The 17709-nt window shown below is 69.9% G+C and carries 15 protein-coding genes and 1 tRNA gene; 13 read left to right on the forward strand and 3 right to left on the reverse strand.

Translation table 11 applies throughout. From position 1 onward, the window contains the following. Positions 1 to 102 precede the first annotated feature (102 nt). The 3 genes from OOK40_RS10200 to OOK40_RS10210 all read left to right on the forward strand — a co-directional run bounded on the left by OOK40_RS10200 (position 103) and on the right by OOK40_RS10210 (position 2536). A complete protein-coding gene (locus OOK40_RS10200) occupies positions 103 to 549 on the forward strand; it encodes an SRPBCC family protein (protein WP_266478585.1) in 447 nt (148 codons plus the stop codon). A 39-nt stretch (positions 550 to 588) separates the two neighbouring features. After that, a tRNA-Val gene (locus OOK40_RS10205) sits at positions 589 to 660 on the forward strand. A gap of 205 nt (positions 661 to 865) precedes the next feature. Continuing rightward, positions 866 to 2536 carry a carbohydrate binding domain-containing protein gene (locus OOK40_RS10210; RefSeq protein ID WP_266478588.1) on the forward strand — a complete coding sequence of 557 codons (1671 nt, stop codon included), beginning with the start codon at positions 866 to 868 and terminating at the stop codon, positions 2534 to 2536. Between the two features lie 39 nt (positions 2537 to 2575). Here the strand turns inward: OOK40_RS10210 and OOK40_RS10215 are convergent, their stop codons facing one another. Further along, the gene (locus OOK40_RS10215) at positions 2576 to 3301 is read right to left on the reverse strand and encodes a 3'-5' exonuclease (RefSeq protein ID WP_266478592.1); all 726 of its coding nucleotides are present in this window, start codon (positions 3299 to 3301) and stop codon (positions 2576 to 2578) included. 172 nt (positions 3302 to 3473) lie between these two features. Between OOK40_RS10215 and OOK40_RS10220 the strand changes: the two genes are divergently transcribed. From OOK40_RS10220 to OOK40_RS10235, 4 genes are all read left to right on the forward strand, one after another. Further along, positions 3474 to 4040, forward strand: coding sequence for a DUF4365 domain-containing protein (locus tag OOK40_RS10220; protein WP_266478595.1), 567 nt, complete (start codon positions 3474 to 3476; stop codon positions 4038 to 4040). Beyond that, the gene (locus OOK40_RS10225; RefSeq protein WP_266478598.1) at positions 4040 to 5260 is read left to right on the forward strand and encodes a hypothetical protein; all 1221 of its coding nucleotides are present in this window, start codon (positions 4040 to 4042) and stop codon (positions 5258 to 5260) included. Before OOK40_RS10220 ends, OOK40_RS10225 begins: the two co-directional genes overlap by 1 nt. A gap of 304 nt (positions 5261 to 5564) precedes the next feature. After that, entirely contained in the window at positions 5565 to 7541 is a 1977-nt protein-coding gene (gene thrS, locus OOK40_RS10230; RefSeq protein ID WP_266478601.1) for a threonine--tRNA ligase, read from the forward strand. A gap of 102 nt (positions 7542 to 7643) precedes the next feature. Further along, positions 7644 to 8204: an HIT domain-containing protein gene (locus OOK40_RS10235; protein WP_266478604.1), complete on the forward strand. Its 561-nt coding sequence runs from the start codon at positions 7644 to 7646 to the stop codon at positions 8202 to 8204. Positions 8205 to 8246: 42 nt separating this feature from the next. Here the strand turns inward: OOK40_RS10235 and OOK40_RS10240 are convergent, their stop codons facing one another. Continuing rightward, positions 8247 to 9902, reverse strand: a complete 1656-nt coding sequence (locus OOK40_RS10240) for a hypothetical protein (protein ID WP_266478609.1) — start codon at positions 9900 to 9902, stop codon at positions 8247 to 8249. 164 nt (positions 9903 to 10066) lie between these two features. Beyond that, positions 10067 to 12271, reverse strand: a complete 2205-nt coding sequence (locus OOK40_RS10245; protein WP_266478612.1) for an elongation factor G-like protein EF-G2 — start codon at positions 12269 to 12271, stop codon at positions 10067 to 10069. Between the two features lie 266 nt (positions 12272 to 12537). Here OOK40_RS10245 and pgsA point away from each other — a divergent pair, with 266 nt between their 5' ends. The 6 genes from pgsA (at position 12538) to pdxT (ending at position 17661) form a co-directional block, all read left to right on the forward strand. After that, positions 12538 to 13203, forward strand: coding sequence for a phosphatidylinositol phosphate synthase (gene pgsA, locus OOK40_RS10250; RefSeq protein WP_266478615.1), 666 nt, complete (start codon positions 12538 to 12540; stop codon positions 13201 to 13203). Beyond that, the gene (locus OOK40_RS10255) at positions 13203 to 14099 is read left to right on the forward strand and encodes a phosphatidylinositol mannoside acyltransferase (RefSeq protein WP_266478618.1); all 897 of its coding nucleotides are present in this window, start codon (positions 13203 to 13205) and stop codon (positions 14097 to 14099) included. Before pgsA ends, OOK40_RS10255 begins: the two co-directional genes overlap by 1 nt. Further along, positions 14096 to 15256 (forward strand): glycosyltransferase family 4 protein, encoded by a 1161-nt coding sequence (locus tag OOK40_RS10260; protein ID WP_266478621.1) that lies wholly within the window; start codon positions 14096 to 14098, stop codon positions 15254 to 15256. Before OOK40_RS10255 ends, OOK40_RS10260 begins: the two co-directional genes overlap by 4 nt. A 222-nt stretch (positions 15257 to 15478) precedes the next feature. Beyond that, on the forward strand, positions 15479 to 16024 hold the full coding sequence (locus OOK40_RS10265; RefSeq protein WP_266478624.1) for a hypothetical protein: 546 nt from the start codon (positions 15479 to 15481) through the stop codon (positions 16022 to 16024). 132 nt (positions 16025 to 16156) lie between these two features. Further along, the gene (pdxS, locus tag OOK40_RS10270) at positions 16157 to 17071 is read left to right on the forward strand and encodes a pyridoxal 5'-phosphate synthase lyase subunit PdxS (RefSeq protein ID WP_266478627.1); all 915 of its coding nucleotides are present in this window, start codon (positions 16157 to 16159) and stop codon (positions 17069 to 17071) included. Next, entirely contained in the window at positions 17071 to 17661 is a 591-nt protein-coding gene (gene pdxT, locus OOK40_RS10275; protein WP_266478631.1) for a pyridoxal 5'-phosphate synthase glutaminase subunit PdxT, read from the forward strand. The genes pdxS and pdxT overlap by 1 nt, the downstream gene beginning before the upstream one ends. Positions 17662 to 17709 lie beyond the last annotated feature (48 nt).

Genomic DNA, 17709 nt, shown 5'->3' on the forward strand with positions numbered 1-17709 from the left:
GTGCGGAGTGTGGCCACCGCCACAACCCGAGGCATGGGCGCGCATACTCAGTTCGCGTGTGAGTACACCCGCCGTACACCTTCCCGGGCGCAGACTTGGGCCATGAACTGGTGCCGATACCGCTTCCGCAGCATCTGGGACCTGACCGCGCGGCCCACCGCCGTGTTCGCGGTGCTCGAGCGGGTCGAGGACTACCCGCGCTGGTGGCCGCAGGTGCGAGAGGTGACCCCGCTCGACGAGCTGACCGGGACCGCCCGCTTCCGCTCCTTCCTCCCGTACGAACTGCTTGTCACCGCCCGCGCCGAGAGGCGCGACCCGGCGGCAGGCGTGCTGGAAGTGGGGATGGAGGGGGACCTGGAGGGCTGGGCGCGGTGGACGCTTTCGGCGCGCGGGGCGGGCACACGAGCGCTGTACGAACAGGAGGTGGAGGTGTGCAAGCCGCTGATGAGGCGGCTGGCGGTGCCGTGCCGCCCGGCCTTCCGTGCCAACCACGCGGTGATGATGCGCGGCGGCAGGCGCGGACTTGCCGCCTACCTGGACGGAGTTTGAAGGAAGCCCGCCGGGGCCTGTATGGTTCAGTGCGTTCCCGGGCGATTAGCTCAGTGGGAGAGCGCTTCGTTCACACCGAAGAGGTCACTGGTTCGAACCCAGTATCGCCCACCGGGAGAGGCCGGTCCGTCAGTCGACGGACCGGCCTCACTGCGTTTTCCGGGCTTCAACTCCCGGGTCGGCGGCGGCCGTTGTCCCGCGCCCGCTCTTGACGTGAGCGCGCCACTCCGCTCTAATCCGCCTCGCAGGTCCAGACCAATCGTGGCGCCGCGTCCGGTCCGAACGACTCGCCCCCACCCCTTCACCGGGAGGTCACGTGCGTATCCGAAATCGCCTACTGGCCGGACTCGGTGCGGCGCTGCTCGCCGCAGCCGCATCGCTCGCCGTGCCCGGCACGGCCCAGGCCGCCAACCTGCTCAGCAATCCCGGCTTCGAAACCGGCTCCCTGTCCGGCTGGTCCTGCACCGGCGGACTCGGCTCGGCGGTGAGCAGCCCCGTGCACAGCGGTACGAAGGCGCTCGCCGGTGCCGTGAGCGCGAGCGACAACGCAAAGTGCACCCAGACCGTCGCGGTGCAGCCCAACACCGCGTACACACTCTCGGGCTGGGTACGCGGCAGCTATGTCTTCCTCGGCGTGACCGGCGGGACGTCCACCTGGACCCCGTCCGCGACCGCTTACACCCAGCTGTCCGTCTCGTTCACCACCGGCGCGGCACAGACCACCGCCGAGATCTACGTCAACGGCTGGTACGCGCAGGGCACTTACTACGCCGACGACATCAGCCTCGACGGTCCCGGCGGCGGAGGCGGCGGCGACACCCAGGCACCCACCACACCCACGAATTTGCGCTCCACCGGCAAGTCCTCCTCCAGCGTCTCACTGGCCTGGAACGCGTCGACCGACAATGTCGGCGTCACCGGCTACGACGTCTACCAGGGCTCGACGAGAGCCACCACGGTGACCGGCACCAGTGCGACCGTCAGTGGCCTGGCGGCCAGTACCTCGTACAGCTTCACCGTGCGTGCCCGCGACGCGGCGGGCAATCTCTCACCGGCCTCGACGGCCGTCAGTGTGACGACCGACGCGGGCGGCGGCGGTGGCACCGGCTTCAAGCAGGCGGCCCCGTACCTCTACTTGGGCTGGGGCGACCCGCCCAGTGCCACCTCGGTGATGAGCGCGACCGGTATCAAGTGGTTCACCATGGCCTTCATCCTCTCCTCCGGCGGCTGCAACCCCGCCTGGGACGGCAACCGCCCGCTCACCGGTGGCATTGACCAGTCCACCATCAACGCGATCCGAGGCGCGGGCGGCGACATCGTCCCGTCCATCGGCGGCTGGAGCGGCAACAAGCTCGGTCCGAACTGCTCAACCCCCGAGGCGCTGGCCGGCGCCTACCAGCAGGTGATCAGCGCCTACGGCCTGAAGGCCATCGACGTCGACATCGAGAACAGCGACGAGTTCGAGAACGAGGTCGTCCAGGACCGGATCCTCGGCGCGCTGAAGATCGTCAAGCAGAACAACCCCGGCCTGAAGACGATCCTCACCTTCGGCACCAGCACCACCGGCCCGACCTGGTGGGGCAGTCGGCTCATCGAGCGCGCGAACGCGCTCCAGGCCGACATCGACGTCTTCACGATCATGCCGTTCGACTTCGGCGGCGGCGCCGACATGTACGGCAACACCGTCAACGCGACCGAGGGGCTCAAGACCAAGCTCAAGAGCACCTTCGGCTGGTCGGACGCCACCGCCTACGCCCATATCGGCATCTCGGGCATGAACGGCCTCAGCGACCAGCAGGAACTCACCAGCCCGGCGACCTGGACCCAGATCAAGGACTGGGCCAACTCCCACCACATCGCCCGGCTCGCGTACTGGTCGGTCAACCGTGACCGTCCCTGCCCCGGCGGCGGCGTGGTGAGCAACTGCTCCGGCATCAGCCAGAGCACCTGGCAATTCACCTCCATCACCGCGGGATTCACCGGCTGACGGAACCGGGTGGCGCTCCGATCGGGGCGCCACCCGGACTCAGGCCGCGGCGGGCAGATCCGTACGCAGCGGCCAGTGCGGGTCCACCTCCTCCGGCGCACCACTGCGGGCGAACCACGCCTGCAGCCCGCGCGCCTGCGCCGCATGCCACACCGCCTGCAGCGTATGCAGCTCCGAGGGGGCAAGACGCTCCAGGCGCGAGGCGAAACGGCGCCCCACCGCCCGGGTGACCTCGAGTGCCGCCATCGCGTCCGCGGCCGCGTCATGGGCGCCGTCCAGCACCACCTCGTACTGGTCGCACAGGTCCGAGAGGGTACGGCGGCCCTTGCGGTAGCGGTCCAGATGCTTGTCCAGGACCCTCGGATCCAGTACGCACAGCGGGACGTTCTCCAGATACTGGGCGAGCGACGCCGCGCGGTGGCGCCGCAACTCCCGGTCGAGGATGGTCAGATCGAAGGGTGCGTTCATCACCACGAGCGGGCGGGCCGCGGCGCACTGCTCGGCAAGCAGCCTGGCTATCTCCTCCACCACGGGCGCCGGCCAGCGGCCGTTGCGCTGAAGGTGATTGTCCGTCAGTCCGTGCACCTCGGTGGCTCCCGGGGGCACGGGCACCCCGGGATTGACCAGCCAGCGTGTGACGCGCGGGCGGCCGCCCGTCATGTCCTGGACGACGACCGCAGCCGAAACGATGCGGTCCTCCTCGACGTCGACTCCGGTTGTCTCAGTGTCAAATGCGGCCAGGGGGCCGTCATACCAGCGCGTCATCCCCGAACTCCTCGCACAAGCGTGGCAGATGGCGTGATCCCCCTGCCCGAATCGGTGATACCCGGGCTGTTTGCGCCGTACGCCGGGCGGTGACAACACAGATGACGGGTGTGTGAGTTGACGGCCCGTCCAGGGGACATCGATCGGCACAGCCCGGAAGGCACGAGGAGCCATGGCGCTCGCGCAGCCTGAGTCGGGCGGGCTGCTGCCCCAGCGGACCGTACCGCTGCGCGGAGCACTCGCCACCACCGCCTGCATGGAGACACTCCAGGTGGGCTATCTGCACGCCGTTGCCGCAGCGGCGGGCTGCTCCCTGTCGCAGCCCTTTCCGGACAACGGCATCGACTGGCATGTAAGCCACAGCTCGGCCGGTCACACCGTCGACGACGAGGTGACCATCAAGGTGCAGCTCAAGTGCACGTACCAGATCCCACCGCACCCACCGGGACCCGCGTTCTCCTTCACCCTCGACAACGACCATCTGGTGAAGCTGGCCCGCACCCCGGTGTCCGTGCACAAGATCCTCGTCGTGATGCTCGTCCCCCGGACCCAGGGCGAGTGGCTGCGCGCCAGTCACGACCGGCTCGATCTGCGGCACTGCTGCTACTGGACCAACCTGGCAGGCCACCCGGTGACGGGCAGGAGCAGGACCACTGTGCGGATCCCGACCTCGCGGATCTTCGACGACCGGGCGCTCTGCGAGATCATGACCAGGGTCGGGGCGGGAGGGAGACCTTGATGCAGCGGCCTTTCGACGAGTCGGTACGGCCCCATCCGACGGGCGACCTGCCGGGCGCCTGGTACGGGAGCGGCGAACCGGACCCCGCCCAGGTCGACCCCGTCGTTCTCGGGGCGCTCCTGGACCGGCACGGCTGGCGGCGGCGCGGGGGAGCGGCCGGGCGCTATGCGCGCTGGACGCCGCCGGGGCCCGGGGCGGGCGGTACGAGCCTGCTGGTGCCCGAGAGCAGGTCGTTCCCGGACTGCGAGGACCTGCTGGGCGAGGCACTGACCGCGCTCGCGCGCAGTGCCGCGCCCTCGGCCCGTGAGGTGCTTGTCGGACTGACCGTGCCGAGCGACGAGATCCGGTGGTGGCGTGATGTGCCCCAGGGTCCTTCGGGTGCGGCGTCGTGGACCGTACAGGAGCAACTGCGGGGAGCCGCACGGCAGATGCTGATGGCCGGGGCGCTGGCGGCGCGCGGCCGCGCGGGGTACTACGGCGCGCGGCACCGGCGGCAGGCGCAGGCCTCGCTGGAAGGGGTCCTGGTGGGACCGGCGCCCGGCGGGCGCAGCCTCACCGCGTTCGTGCCGGTGCAGAGCGGGCGGGCGGTCGTGGTGCGGCTGTACCACGCCTTGCAGGCGGCGCGGGAGGCGGCGGACTACCAGCGCGCGACGGGCGGGATGGAGGCGTTCGACGCGGCCGTCGAGGCGGGAGTGAGCCGCGAGCTGACGGAAGCGATCATCGCGCTGGTGCGGGGGTCCGAAGGGGCGCGGGTGGCGCTGGAGTGGTCACCCGCGGCGGGAGTCCCGGCAGGCTGCGCGCCGCGGAACGAACCGGTCGAGTTCTCGCCGGGCGACCTGCCCGCGCTGCGTGAGGCCGGCGCCCGCTATCTCCAGGACGAGCCGTCCGTGCCGGTCCGCGTCACCGGCACGGTGGTCCGGATGCGCCGCTCCGGGCCGCGGGGGGCGGGGACGGTGCGCCTGCGCGTCCTGGCGGGAGCGGAGGTGCCACATGTCCGGGTGGCCCTGGACGAGGACTCCTACCGCACGGCGGGTCATGCGCACCTGGTCGGCCTGCCGATCCGGGTCGTGGGGCGCCTGGAGAGCCGAGGGGGGTTCCGGCGGCTGACGGATGCGTCGAATGTGGTTCCGGTGCAGGTGGATGAGGCGGAGCGGGACCGGCTGATGAAGTCGCTCCAGGAGAACCTGGACTTCTTCGAGGAGGCGTGTCAGGGGGAGTGAGGGGGCGGGGTGCGGGGGTTGCGGTGCGCCTGCGGCGGGCTTGTCCCCCACCCCGCCCCCTTCCCGCTGTGACATTGTGCGGCTCCGCCGCGTGGGGGGCTCCGCCCCAGACCCCGTATGCGACCTTCGGCCGCATGTCCTCAAACGCCGGACGGGCTGAAAATCAGCCCCTCCGGCGTTTGAGGAGCGGGGGTCCGGGGGCGGAGCCCCCGGCTAACCGTTTCGCGACGGACCCCACCGGCTCGGTACGATTCGTAGCGCGCCCGCTACCAACGCGGCGTCCCCCTTCAGTCAGGAGAGACCGGTGTCAGACGTCCGTGTGATCATCCATCGCGATTCCGAGCGGGAAGAGCGCGTGGTGACCACGGGCACCACGGCAGCCGACCTCTTCCCCGGCGAGCGCACCGTCATCGCCGCCCGCGTCGCGGGTGAGCTGAAGGACCTCGCGTACGAGCTCAAGGACGGCGAGGAGGTCGAGCCCGTCGAGATCTCCTCCGAGGACGGCCTCAACATCCTGCGGCACTCCACCGCGCACGTCATGGCGCAGGCCGTTCAGGAGCTCTTCCCCGAGGCCAAGCTCGGCATCGGGCCGCCGGTCAAGGACGGCTTCTACTACGACTTCGACGTCGAGAAGCCCTTCCACCCCGATGACCTCAAGGCCATCGAGAAGAAGATGCAGGAGATCCAGAAGCGCGGCCAGCGCTTCTCGCGCCGGGTCGTCACCGACGAGGCCGCCCGCGAGGAGCTCGCCGGCGAGCCGTACAAGCTGGAGCTGATCGGGCTGAAGGGCTCCGCCTCCTCCGACGACGGCGCGGACGTCGAGGTCGGCGCCGGTGAGCTGACGATCTACGACAACCTCGACGCCAAGACAGGCGAGCTGTGCTGGAAGGACCTGTGCCGCGGTCCGCACCTGCCCAGCACCCGTAATATCCCGGCGTTCAAGCTGATGCGCAACGCCGCCGCGTACTGGCGCGGCAGCGAGAAGAACCCGATGCTGCAGCGCATCTACGGCACTGCCTGGCCCTCCAAGGAAGAGCTCAAGGCTCACCTGGAGTTCCTCGCAGAGGCCGAGAAGCGCGACCACCGCAAGCTGGGCAACGAGCTGGACCTGTTCTCCATCCCGGACCAGATCGGTTCCGGTCTCGCGGTCTTCCACCCCAAGGGCGGTGTCGTACGCCGGGTCATGGAGGACTACTCCCGCAAGCGGCACGAGGAGGAGGGGTACGAGTTCGTCTACACCCCCCACGCCACCAAGGGGAAGCTCTTCGAGACCTCGGGCCACCTGGACTGGTACGCCGAGGGCATGTACCCGCCCATGCAGCTCGACGAGGGCACGGACTACTACCTCAAGCCCATGAACTGCCCGATGCACAACCTGATCTTCGATGCGCGCGGCCGCTCGTACCGTGAACTGCCGCTGCGTCTCTTCGAGTTCGGGACCGTGTACCGCTACGAGAAGTCGGGCGTCGTGCACGGCCTGACCCGGGCCCGCGGCTTCACCCAGGACGACGCGCACATCTACTGCACCAAGGAGCAGATGGCGGACGAGCTCGACTCGACGCTGACCTTCGTGCTGAACCTGCTGCGCGACTACGGCCTCACCGACTTCTATCTGGAGCTGTCCACCAAGGACCCGGAGAAGTTCGTCGGTTCCGACGAGATCTGGGAGGAGGCGACCGAGACGCTGCGCAAGGTCGCCGAGAAGCAGGGCCTCCCGCTGGTCCCCGACCCGGGCGGCGCCGCGTTCTACGGGCCGAAGATCTCCGTACAGGCCAAGGACGCCATCGGCCGTACCTGGCAGATGTCCACCGTCCAGCTCGACTTCAACCTGCCCGAGCGCTTCGACCTGGAGTACACCGGTCCCGACGGCACCAAGCAGCGCCCGGTCATGATCCACCGCGCGCTGTTCGGCTCGATCGAGCGGTTCTTCGCGGTGCTGCTGGAGCACTATGCGGGCGCGTTCCCGGCCTGGCTCGCGCCGGTCCAGGCGCTCGGCATCCCGATCGGCGACGCGCACATCCCCTACCTGCAGGAGTTCGCCGCCAAGGCGAAGGCCAAGGGGCTGCGGGTCGAGGTGGACGCCTCCTCGGACCGTATGCAGAAGAAGATCCGCAACGCGCAGAAGCAGAAGGTGCCCTTCATGGTCATCGCGGGCGACGAGGACATGGCCGCCGGCGCGGTCTCCTTCCGCTACCGCGACGGCTCGCAGGAGAACGGCATCCCGGTCGACGAGGCCATCGCGAAGATCGCGAAGGTCGTCGAGGAGCGCGTCCAGCTCTGACACGCGCCGCCCGCGCGGCAGCGGGCACGCACGCCGTACGAGACCCCCGCAGTGCGATCAGTGCTGCGGGGGTCTCCCGTCTGCGCGGCCGGGCGAAGTCATATGCTGCACAGCATGACGCTTGAGCCGGAGCAGCAGATCGGAGTCGGGACGCAGGATGCGTTCCAGCGCCTGTGGACACCCCACCGCATGGCGTACATCCAGGGAGAGAACAAGCCGACCGGTCCGGGGGCCGACGACGGCTGCCCCTTCTGCGCCATCCCCTCCATGTCGGACGAGGACGGGCTTGTCATCGCCCGCGGCTCGGACGTCTACGCGGTGCTCAACCTCTACCCGTACAACGGCGGGCATCTGATGGTCGTGCCCTACCGTCATGTCGCCGACTACACCGATCTGGACGACGCGGAGACGGCCGAGCTCGCGCTGTTCACCAAGCAGGCGATGACCGCGCTGCGCAAGGCGTCGGGTGCGCACGGCTTCAACATCGGAATGAACCAGGGCACGGTCGCGGGCGCCGGGATCGCCGCGCATCTGCACCAGCACGTCGTGCCCAGGTGGGGCGGGGACACCAACTTCATGCCGGTCGTCGGGCACACGAAGGTGCTGCCCCAGCTGCTCGCCGACACCCGCAAGATGCTGGCGGAGGCCTGGCCCGCCTCCTGAAGAGGCGGGCCGCTCCTTAGGGCCTGATCCAAACGACAGGCCCTACGCGTCGTAGAGGTCCGCCTTGCGGGGCGTGGGGTCCTGGACGAAGCCGCTCACGATCATGGAGCGGTTGCCGAAGCGCTCGGTGTCCACGCCGTTCTCCTCGAGCACCCTCATCGCCGCCGCGTGAGTGACGCGCAGGACGGGCGTGGCCGCACGCATCGCGTCGTCCGCCATGAAGCGGTGCCGCCAGGGCTTCTCGGCCCAGGCGTGGCGCAGCCCGAAGGGCTCGGGGAGCACCAGCTTGCCGCCGAGGAAGTCGAGCAGCGGCGGATACCAGGTGAAGGGCGCCCGCACCGCGAGCCGCACCACCTCGGGCGTCTGCACCAGCGGCAGCGCCCGGTCTACGGTCTCCCAGAAACGGACCGTCTTGGCGACCGTGACCGTCTTGGGCGCGGGCTTGGTGGTGAACAGCGAGTGGACGGGGCCGAGCGCATGCCCGGTCACCTCGATGCGCAGTGTCTCGTGGAGCACCGTCACGGTGATCATCATGGTGATCACCAACTGGCCGTCCCAGAGCGTGAACTGGACGCCCAGATAGTGGCGGTTCCCGCCGCCGAACTGCTGGTGATTGCAGATCCGCTGTATCTCGTGGCCCTTGACCTGGAAGGTCTCCACGTCCTGGCCCTCCGGCCGGGTCACCTCCCCGGCGTTCTCACCGACCGGCGCCACGATCCAGTGCTTGACCGAAGGGGTGGGGAAGCCGCCGGAGTTCAGCGGGCCGCGCTCCAGCATCTTCAGCTTGTCGTGGACCGCTCGTATCACGTCCCAGCTGCGGAACTGGTTGATGTCCTTGCCCGCCTCCTTGGAGACCAGCTCCTCGGCCATCTGCCAGCTTCCCCAGCGGGTGCCCATGCCGAGTATGCCCTTGGGGCCCGCGTAGAAGACGGCGTTGGACTGCTGCTCGGCGGTGAGCTTCTCAAGGCCCTGGCGCAGCTGCTCGCGCGCGGTCTCATTGGGGTGACCGGGGACGGCCTCGGGGACCTTGGCGCCGAGACCGCCGCCCGACAGCAGGCTGTCCCAGCGGGCGCGCAGATCCTTCGCCGTGGACTCGCAGATCCGCTTGGCCAGTACCCAGCCGATGACCGGCGCCACGATCATGCCGCGGATGTAGTAGCCGAGCAGCCCGCCGAACGGCAGCTTGATCAGGAAGATCACGGCCAGGCCGCCGATGCCGACGAGCAGCAGGGTGCCGAGCGCCCCCGCCCGCTTGTTTGATGCGCCCGCGATCGTCCGCCGGAGCTGGAACACGGCCAGCCAGAGCAGCAGCCCGGGCAGGAAGAGCAGCCCGAAGACGGCCATCACACCGGTGAGTCTGGCGTCGCGCTCCTTGCGGATCCGGGTGGCCGCCAGGCAGTGCTCGACCACCGCCTGCGGCTCGGTGCCGAAGGACTGGATCAGCGCCTTGCGCGCGCCGCCGAGCATCCGCAGCTGCACCGCCCGCGAGAACGCCTCGCCCAGATTCGGCTCGAACAGCGAGAACTTCCCCGGCTTCACCTCCGACTTGTGCCACTCGCTGTTGGCCTTGAGCACTTCCTTGACCGGGCTGTCGCGGTACGCGGCGGAGGCGAGCGCATGCGTCGCCGCCGTCTGTCCGGCCGAGCCCAGGAGCGGGACCTGTGCCCCCGGAGTGAAATCGAAAGCGTCGTTTGCCACTACCGCCCCCATCGCCGCAAGCATCCGCACTGCGGCCTGTTCCCAACTACCGTGCCCCGCACACCTTCTGAGCTGGGGCACTACAGCGTATCGGGGGCGCACGGCACACGTCACAGGTTTGAAGTGCCGCCCGCCCCACAGCGGTCGGCGGGCGGCACCGTCAACTATGACCCGTGCTCGGCCTGTTCGCGGATCTTGTCGGCGAGCTGCGGCGGCATGGCTTCATGCCGGGCGTAGGAGCGGCTGAACTGCCCGGTGCCGTGCGAGATCGACCGCAGGTCCACCGCGTACCGCCCGATCTCGATCTCCGGCACCTCGGCCCGTACGAGCGTGCGCCCCCCGCCCGCCTGCTCGGTGCCGACCACACGGCCGCGCCGCCCCGACAGATCGCTCATCACCGGACCCACGTACTCGTCCGAGACCAGCACCCGCACCTCGGCCACCGGCTCCAGCAGATGGATGCGCGCATCGCCCGCCGCCTCACGCAGCGCGAGCGCGCCCGCCGCCTGGAAGGCCGCGTCTGAGGAGTCCACCGAGTGCGCCTTGCCGTCCAGCAGCGTGATCCGTACGTCGACGAGCGGATATCCGGCCGCGACGCCGCGCGCCGACTGCGCGCGTACGCCCTTCTCCACGGACGGGATGAACTGCCGCGGCACCGCGCCGCCCACCACCTTGTCGACGAACTCGATCCCCGAGCCCGCCGGCAGCGGATCCACCTCGATCTCGCAGATCGCGTACTGGCCGTGCCCGCCGGACTGCTTCACATGCCGCCCGCGTCCCGCCGACCGCTCGCCGAAGGTCTCCCGCAGCGACACCTTGTGCGGTACGACGTCGACCTGGACGCCGTAGCGGTTGCGCAGCCGCTCCAGCGCGACATCCGCGTGCGCCTCCCCGAGGCACCACAGCACCACCTGGTGTGTTGCCTGGTTCTGTTCGAGACGCATCGTCGGATCCTCGGCGACCAGCCGCGAAAGCCCCTGGGAGAGTTTGTCCTCGTCCGGCTTGCTGTGTGCCTGGATGGCAAGCGGCAGCAGCGGATCGGGCATCGTCCACGGCTCCATCAGCAGCGGGTCGTCCTTCGCCGAGAGCGTGTCCCCGGTCTCGGCCCTGGCCAGCTTGGCCACACAGGCGAGATCTCCGGCGATGACGTGGCCGAGCGGGCGCTGCTGCTTGCCGAAGGGCGCGGAGAGCGCGCCGACGCGCTCGTCGACGTCATGGTCCTCATGGCCGCGGTCGGACAGACCGTGCCCGGACACATGGACGGTCTCGTCGGGACGCAGGGTGCCGGAGAAGACCCGTACGAGCGAAATCCGGCCGACATAGGGGTCGGACGCGGTCTTGACCACCTCGGCCACCAGTGGACCGTCCGGGTCGCAGCTGACCTGCGGGCGCGGCGCGCCCTGCGGGGTGGTCACGGAGGGGGCGGTGGTCTCCAGCGGGGTCGGGAAGCCGCCGGTGATGAGCTCGAGAAGCTCGACCGTGCCGAGCCCCTGCTTGGCGCCCTCGGGCGCGGGGGCCGCGGCCAGCACCGGGTGGAAGATGCCGCGCGCCACTGCCTTCTCCAGGTCCCCAATCAGCGTCTTGAGGTCGATCTCGCCGCCGCCGAGGTAGTGGTCCATGAGGGTCTCGTCCTCGCTCTCGGCGATGATCCCTTCGATCAGCCGGTTGCGGGCCTCCTCGATCAGCGGCGTCTGTGCCGGATCGGGCTGGGTCTCCTTCCGTTCGCCGGAGGAGTAGTCGAAGATCTTCTGGGACAGCAGTCCGACGAGGCCGGTGACCGGGGCGTGCCCGTCGGGATTCTGCGCCCCGTACTGCGGCAGATACAGCGGCAGTACGGCGTCGGGGTCGTCGCCGCCGAAGATGGTCCCGCAGACCCGGGTCAGCTCCTCGAAATCGGTCCGCGCCGTCTCCAGATGCGTCACGACGATCGCGCGCGGCATTCCGACCGCCGCGCACTCCTCCCACACCATCCGGGTCGCGCCCGCGATCGCGTCGGCCTCCTGCGCGGCCGAGACAACGAAAAGGGCCGCGTCCGCGGCTCGCAGACCGGCCCTGAGCTCCCCGACGAAGTCGGCATATCCGGGAGTGTCCAGGAGATTGATTTTGTACCCGCCCCATTCGACGGGGACCAGGGACAGCTGGACGGAACGTTGCTGCCGGTGCTCGATCTCGTCGTAGTCCGAGACCGTCCCGCCGTCCTCGACCAGGCCCGCCCGGTTGACCGCTCCCGCGGTCAGCGCGAGGGCCTCGATCAATGTTGTCTTTCCCGATCCGCTGTGGCCGACCAGCACCACGTTCCGTACGGATGAGGGCTGGTCGGCCGTAGCTGCCCTGCCGGCGGCTCCGGGGTGTGCGTTCTTGTCGCCCATGATCTTGCCTCCCGATCGATTGCCCGGTGAGGAGAGTGGGGCCGCGGGCGCGGGGAGCCATGAGAGAGGTCCCGGACAGCGTCCGGGGGCAGCTCCGGCGATGCCCGCGGTCGTCTTTCGAGCTTTCCACTCCCGTCAGGTTGCGTCCATACGTCGTACGCGACGGCGGGAGGCGGGTGTGCCTCGGTGGAGCACGCGGGGCCTGGCTACGATGGGCCAGCCGGCGGCCATTGGGGCCACTCGGCCCACCGACCCTCGGGAAGGCCATGCTGAACAAGTACGCGCGTGCATTTTTTACGCGTGTCCTCACACCGTTCGCCGCGTTTCTGCTCCGCCGAGGGGTGAGCCCCGACGCGGTCACCCTCATCGGCACGGCCGGAGTGATGGCGGGTGCGCTGGTCTTCTTCCCCCGGGGAGAGTTCTTCTGGGGCACGATCGTCATCACCTCGTTCGTCTTCTCCGACCTCGTCGACGGCAACATGGCGCGGCAGGCGGGGGTTTCGAGCCGGTGGGGGGCCTTCCTGGACTCGACGCTCGACCGGGTCGCGGACAGCGCGATCTTCGGCGGCTTCGCGCTCTGGTACGCGGGCACGGGGGACGACAATGTGATGTGTGCCGTCGCCATCTTCTGTCTGGCGAGCGGCCAGGTCGTCTCGTACACCAAGGCGCGCGGGGAATCGATCGGCCTGCCGGTCGCCGTCAACGGGCTGATCGAGCGGGCCGAGCGACTGGTGATCTCACTGGTCGCCGCCGGGCTCGCGGGTCTGCACACCTTCGGGGTGCCGGGGATCGAGGTACTGCTGCCGATCGCGCTGTGGATCGTCGCCGTCGGCAGCCTGGTCACACTCGGGCAGCGGGTTGTGACGGTACGGCGGGAGTCCGCGGAGGCGGACGCCGCCGCGGGGCAGGGGAACGAGGCTGAGGCGACGTGATGCGGGAGCGGCTGACCGACGGGCTGTACGGCCTGGGCTGGAGCACGGTCAAGAAGCTGCCCGAGCCGGCGGCCGCCGCGCTCGGCCGCAGCATCGCGGACATCGCGTGGAAGCGGCGCGGCAAGAGCGTGCTGCGGCTGGAGTCCAACCTCGCCCGCGTCGTGCCCGACGCGGGCCCCGAGCGCCTCGCCGAGCTGTCGAAGGCCGGTATGCGCTCGTACATGCGGTACTGGATGGAGTCCTTCCGGCTGCCCACCTGGAGCGCCGAGCGGGTCACCGACAACGTTCAGATCAAGGGCTCCCACTATCTGACGGACGGCCTCGCCTCCGGCCGCGGAGTGATCATCGCGCTGCCGCACCTGGCGAACTGGGACCTCGCGGGCGTGTGGGTCACCAGAACCCTGGGCGTCCCCTTCACCACGGTCGCCGAGCGGCTCAAGCCCGAGACGCTGTACGACCGGTTTGTCGCCTACCGCGAGAGCCTCGGCATGGAGGTGCTGCCGCATGCGGGCGGCTCCGCCTTCGGCACGCTGGCCCGGCGGCTGCGCTCCGGCGGCCTGGTCTGCCTGGTCGCCGACCGTGATCTGTCGGCATCGGGCGTCGAGGTGAAGTACTTCGGCGAGAGCGCCCGGATGCCGGCCGGCCCGGCGATGCTGGCCCAGCAGACCGGCGCGCTGCTGCTGCCGGTGACGCTGTGGTACGACGAAGCGCCGCTCATGCGGGGGCAGATCCACCCGCCTGTCGAGGTGCCCGAGACAGGTACCAAGGACGAGAAGACGTCCTCCATGACACAGGCGCTGGCCGATGCCTACGCCACGGGAATCGCCGAGCACCCGGAGGACTGGCACATGCTGCAGCGGCTGTGGCTCGCGGACCTCGAGGAGCGGCCGCTGTGAAGATCGGCATCGTCTGCCCGTATTCCTGGGACGTACCCGGTGGCGTCCAATTCCACATCAGAGACCTGGCGGAACATCTGATCCGGCTCGGCCACGACGTGTCCGTGCTGGCACCGGCGGACGACGAGACACCGCTGCCGCCGTACGTGGTCTCGGCGGGGCGGGCCGTTCCGGTCCCGTACAACGGCTCGGTCGCCAGGCTCAACTTCGGCTTTCTGTCGGCCGCGCGGGTACGGCGCTGGCTGCACGACGGCACCTTCGACGTCATCCACATCCACGAGCCGACGTCGCCGTCGCTGGGTCTGCTCAGCTGCTGGGCCGCGCAGGGCCCGATCGTGGCCACCTTCCACACCTCGAACCCGCGCTCCCGCGCCATGATCGCGGCGTATCCGATCCTGCAGCCCGCGCTGGAGAAGATCAGCGCCCGGATCGCGGTCAGCGAGTACGCCCGGCGGACCCTGGTCGAGCACCTGGGCGGCGACGCGGTCGTCATCCCGAACGGCGTCGACGTCGGCTTCTTCGACAAGGCCGAGCCGAAAGCCGAGTGGCAGGGCGACACGATCGGCTTCATAGGGCGCATCGACGAGCCCCGCAAGGGCCTGCCGGTGCTGATGAAGGCCCTGCCCAAGATCCTCGCCGAGCGGCCCGCGACCAGACTGCTGGTGGCCGGGCGCGGCGACGAGGAAGAAGCCGTCGCGTCACTGCCCGTCGACATGCGGCGGCAGGTGGAGTTCCTCGGCATGGTCAGCGACGAGGACAAGGCACGGCTGCTGCGGAGCGTCGACGTGTACCTGGCGCCCAACACCGGCGGGGAGAGCTTCGGCATCATCCTCGTCGAGGCCATGTCGGCGGGCGCGCCGGTGCTCGCCTCCGACCTGGACGCCTTCGCCCAGGTCCTGGACCAGGGCGCGGCCGGCGAACTCTTCGCCAACGAGGACGCGGACGCACTGGCCACGGCGGCGGTCCGCCTCCTGGGCGACCCGGTCCGCCGGGAGGAACTGCGCGCCCGGGGCAGCGCGCACGTACGCCGCTTCGACTGGTCGACGGTCGGGGCGGACATCCTGTCGGTCTACGAGACGGTGACTGACGGGGCGGCGTCGGTGGCGGCGGACGAGAGGTCGGGGTTCCGGGCGAGGTTCGGGCTGGCGCGGGACTGATTTCTCCCGGGGCTCCGCCCCGGACCCCGTATGCGACCTTCGGCCGCATGTCCTCAAACGCCGGACGGGCTGGAATGTGCGGCCGAGCCGCACATTTCAGCCCCGTGGGGGTCCCCCCGGACGAAGTCTGGGGGAGTTTGAGGCGCGGGGGTCCGGGGGCAGCGCCCCCGGTTGAACAGCCCCGCCGCAGGCGCCACGCCGCCACCGGTAGCCTTGCCGCCCGTGACCGTAACCCTCATCTGGACCGTCGTCGCCCTCGTCGCGATCGGCCTGTATCTGAGCTGGACCGCCGGACGGCTCGACCGGCTGCACTCCCGTATCGACGCCGCCCGCGCCGCGCTCGACGCCCAGTTGTTGCGCCGCGCCTCGGTCACCCAGGAGCTCGCCACCTCCGGTGTGCTCGATCCGGCCGCGTCGATCGTGCTGTACGAGGCCGCGCACGCCGCCCGCCAGGCGGAGGAGGAACAGCGCGAGGTCGCCGAGAGCGAGCTCAGTGCCGCGCTGCGGGCCGTCTTCGGCGAGACCGCGCAGGTCGAGGCCGTACGCGCGGTCCCGGGCGGCGAGGATGCCGCGGGTGAGCTCGCCCAGGCCGTACGCCGCGTCCCGATGGCGCGCCGCTTCCACAACGACGCCGTACGCGCGGCCCGCGCCCTGCGTCGTCACCGCACGGTCCGCTGGTTCCGGCTGGCCGGCCACGCGCCGTTTCCCCTGGCCTTCGAGATGGACGACGAGCCCCCGGTCGCCCTGGCGGACCGCCCGGGCACATGACCCGCACCTGAGCGACCCGCACCTGAGCTTCGAAAACGATCCACCGGCTGTTCATTGGCCCTTGCAGTGGACTGGTCCGCGCATGTTCCATCGGTGAGGCACTACAACGTCGTCTCCGAGTGAGGTCCATCCGTGTCCAGCACGCTTCCCACCATCCCGCAGGCCCCCGAGACCGGCACCGCACGCGTCAAGCGCGGCATGGCCGAGCAGCTCAAGGGCGGTGTGATCATGGATGTGGTCAACGCCGAGCAGGCGAAGATAGCCGAGGACGCGGGCGCCGTGGCCGTCATGGCCCTGGAGCGGGTCCCCGCCGACATCCGCAAGGACGGCGGCGTGGCCCGGATGTCCGACCCCAACATGATCGAAGAGATCATCGAGGCCGTCTCCATCCCGGTCATGGCCAAGTCCCGGATCGGCCACTTCGTCGAGGCCCAGGTACTGCAGTCCCTCGGCGTCGACTACATCGACGAGTCCGAGGTGCTGACCCCGGCCGACGAGGTCAACCACTCCGACAAGTGGGCCTTCACCACCCCCTTCGTGTGTGGCGCCACCAACCTGGGCGAGGCCCTGCGCCGTATCGCCGAGGGCGCGGCCATGATCCGCTCCAAGGGCGAGGCCGGCACGGGCAACGTCGTCGAGGCCGTCCGCCACCTGCGCCAGATCAAGAACGAGATCGCCAGGCTGCGCGGCTTCGACAACAACGAGCTGTACGCCGCCGCCAAGGAGCTCCGCGCCCCGTACGAGCTGGTCAAGGAGGTCTCCGAGCTGGGCAAGCTGCCGGTGGTCCTCTTCTCCGCCGGTGGCGTCGCCACCCCCGCCGACGCCGCGCTGATGCGCCAGCTCGGCGCCGAGGGCGTCTTCGTCGGCTCCGGCATCTTCAAGTCGGGCGACCCCGCCAAGCGCGCCGCGGCCATCGTGAAGGCCACCACCTTCTACGACGACCCCAAGATCATCGCGGACGCCTCCCGCAACCTCGGTGAGGCCATGGTCGGCATCAACTGCGACACCCTGCCGGAGACCGAGCGCTACGCGAACCGAGGCTGGTAATGACCACTCCCGTCATAGGCGTCCTGGCCCTCCAGGGCGACGTACGGGAGCACCTGATCGCCCTGGCCGCGGCTGACGCCGTGGCCAGGCCGGTGAGGCGCCCCGAGGAGCTCGCCGAGGTCGACGGCCTCGTCATCCCCGGCGGCGAGTCGACCACCATGTCCAAGCTCGCGGTTCTCTTCGGCATGATGGAGCCGCTTCGCGAGCGGATCGCGACGGGCATGCCCGTCTACGGCACCTGTGCCGGTCTGATCATGGTCGCAGACAAGATCCTCGACCCGCGTTCGGGCCAGGAGACGCTCGGCGGCATCGACATGATCGTCCGCCGCAACGCCTTCGGCCGGCAGAACGAGTCCTTCGAGGCGGCCGTCGAGGTCGCGGGCGTGGACGGCGGACCGGTCGAGGGTGTCTTCATCCGCGCCCCCTGGGTGGAGTCGGTCGGCGCCCAGGCCGAGGTGCTCGCCGAGCACGGCGGTCACATCGTCGCCGTACGGCAGGGCAATGTCCTGGCCACTTCGTTCCACCCTGAACTCACCGGCGATCACCGCGTACACGGTCTGTTTGTGGACATGGTGCGCGCCGCCCAGTGACGCCGTCCCGGTAGGATCTCTGCCGAACGCAGCAGGAATGGGTTACGC

Origin of the sequence: Streptomyces sp. NBC_01481 (assembly GCF_026339995.1) — a bacterium.
Classification (GTDB): Bacteria; Actinomycetota; Actinomycetes; order Streptomycetales; family Streptomycetaceae; genus Streptomyces.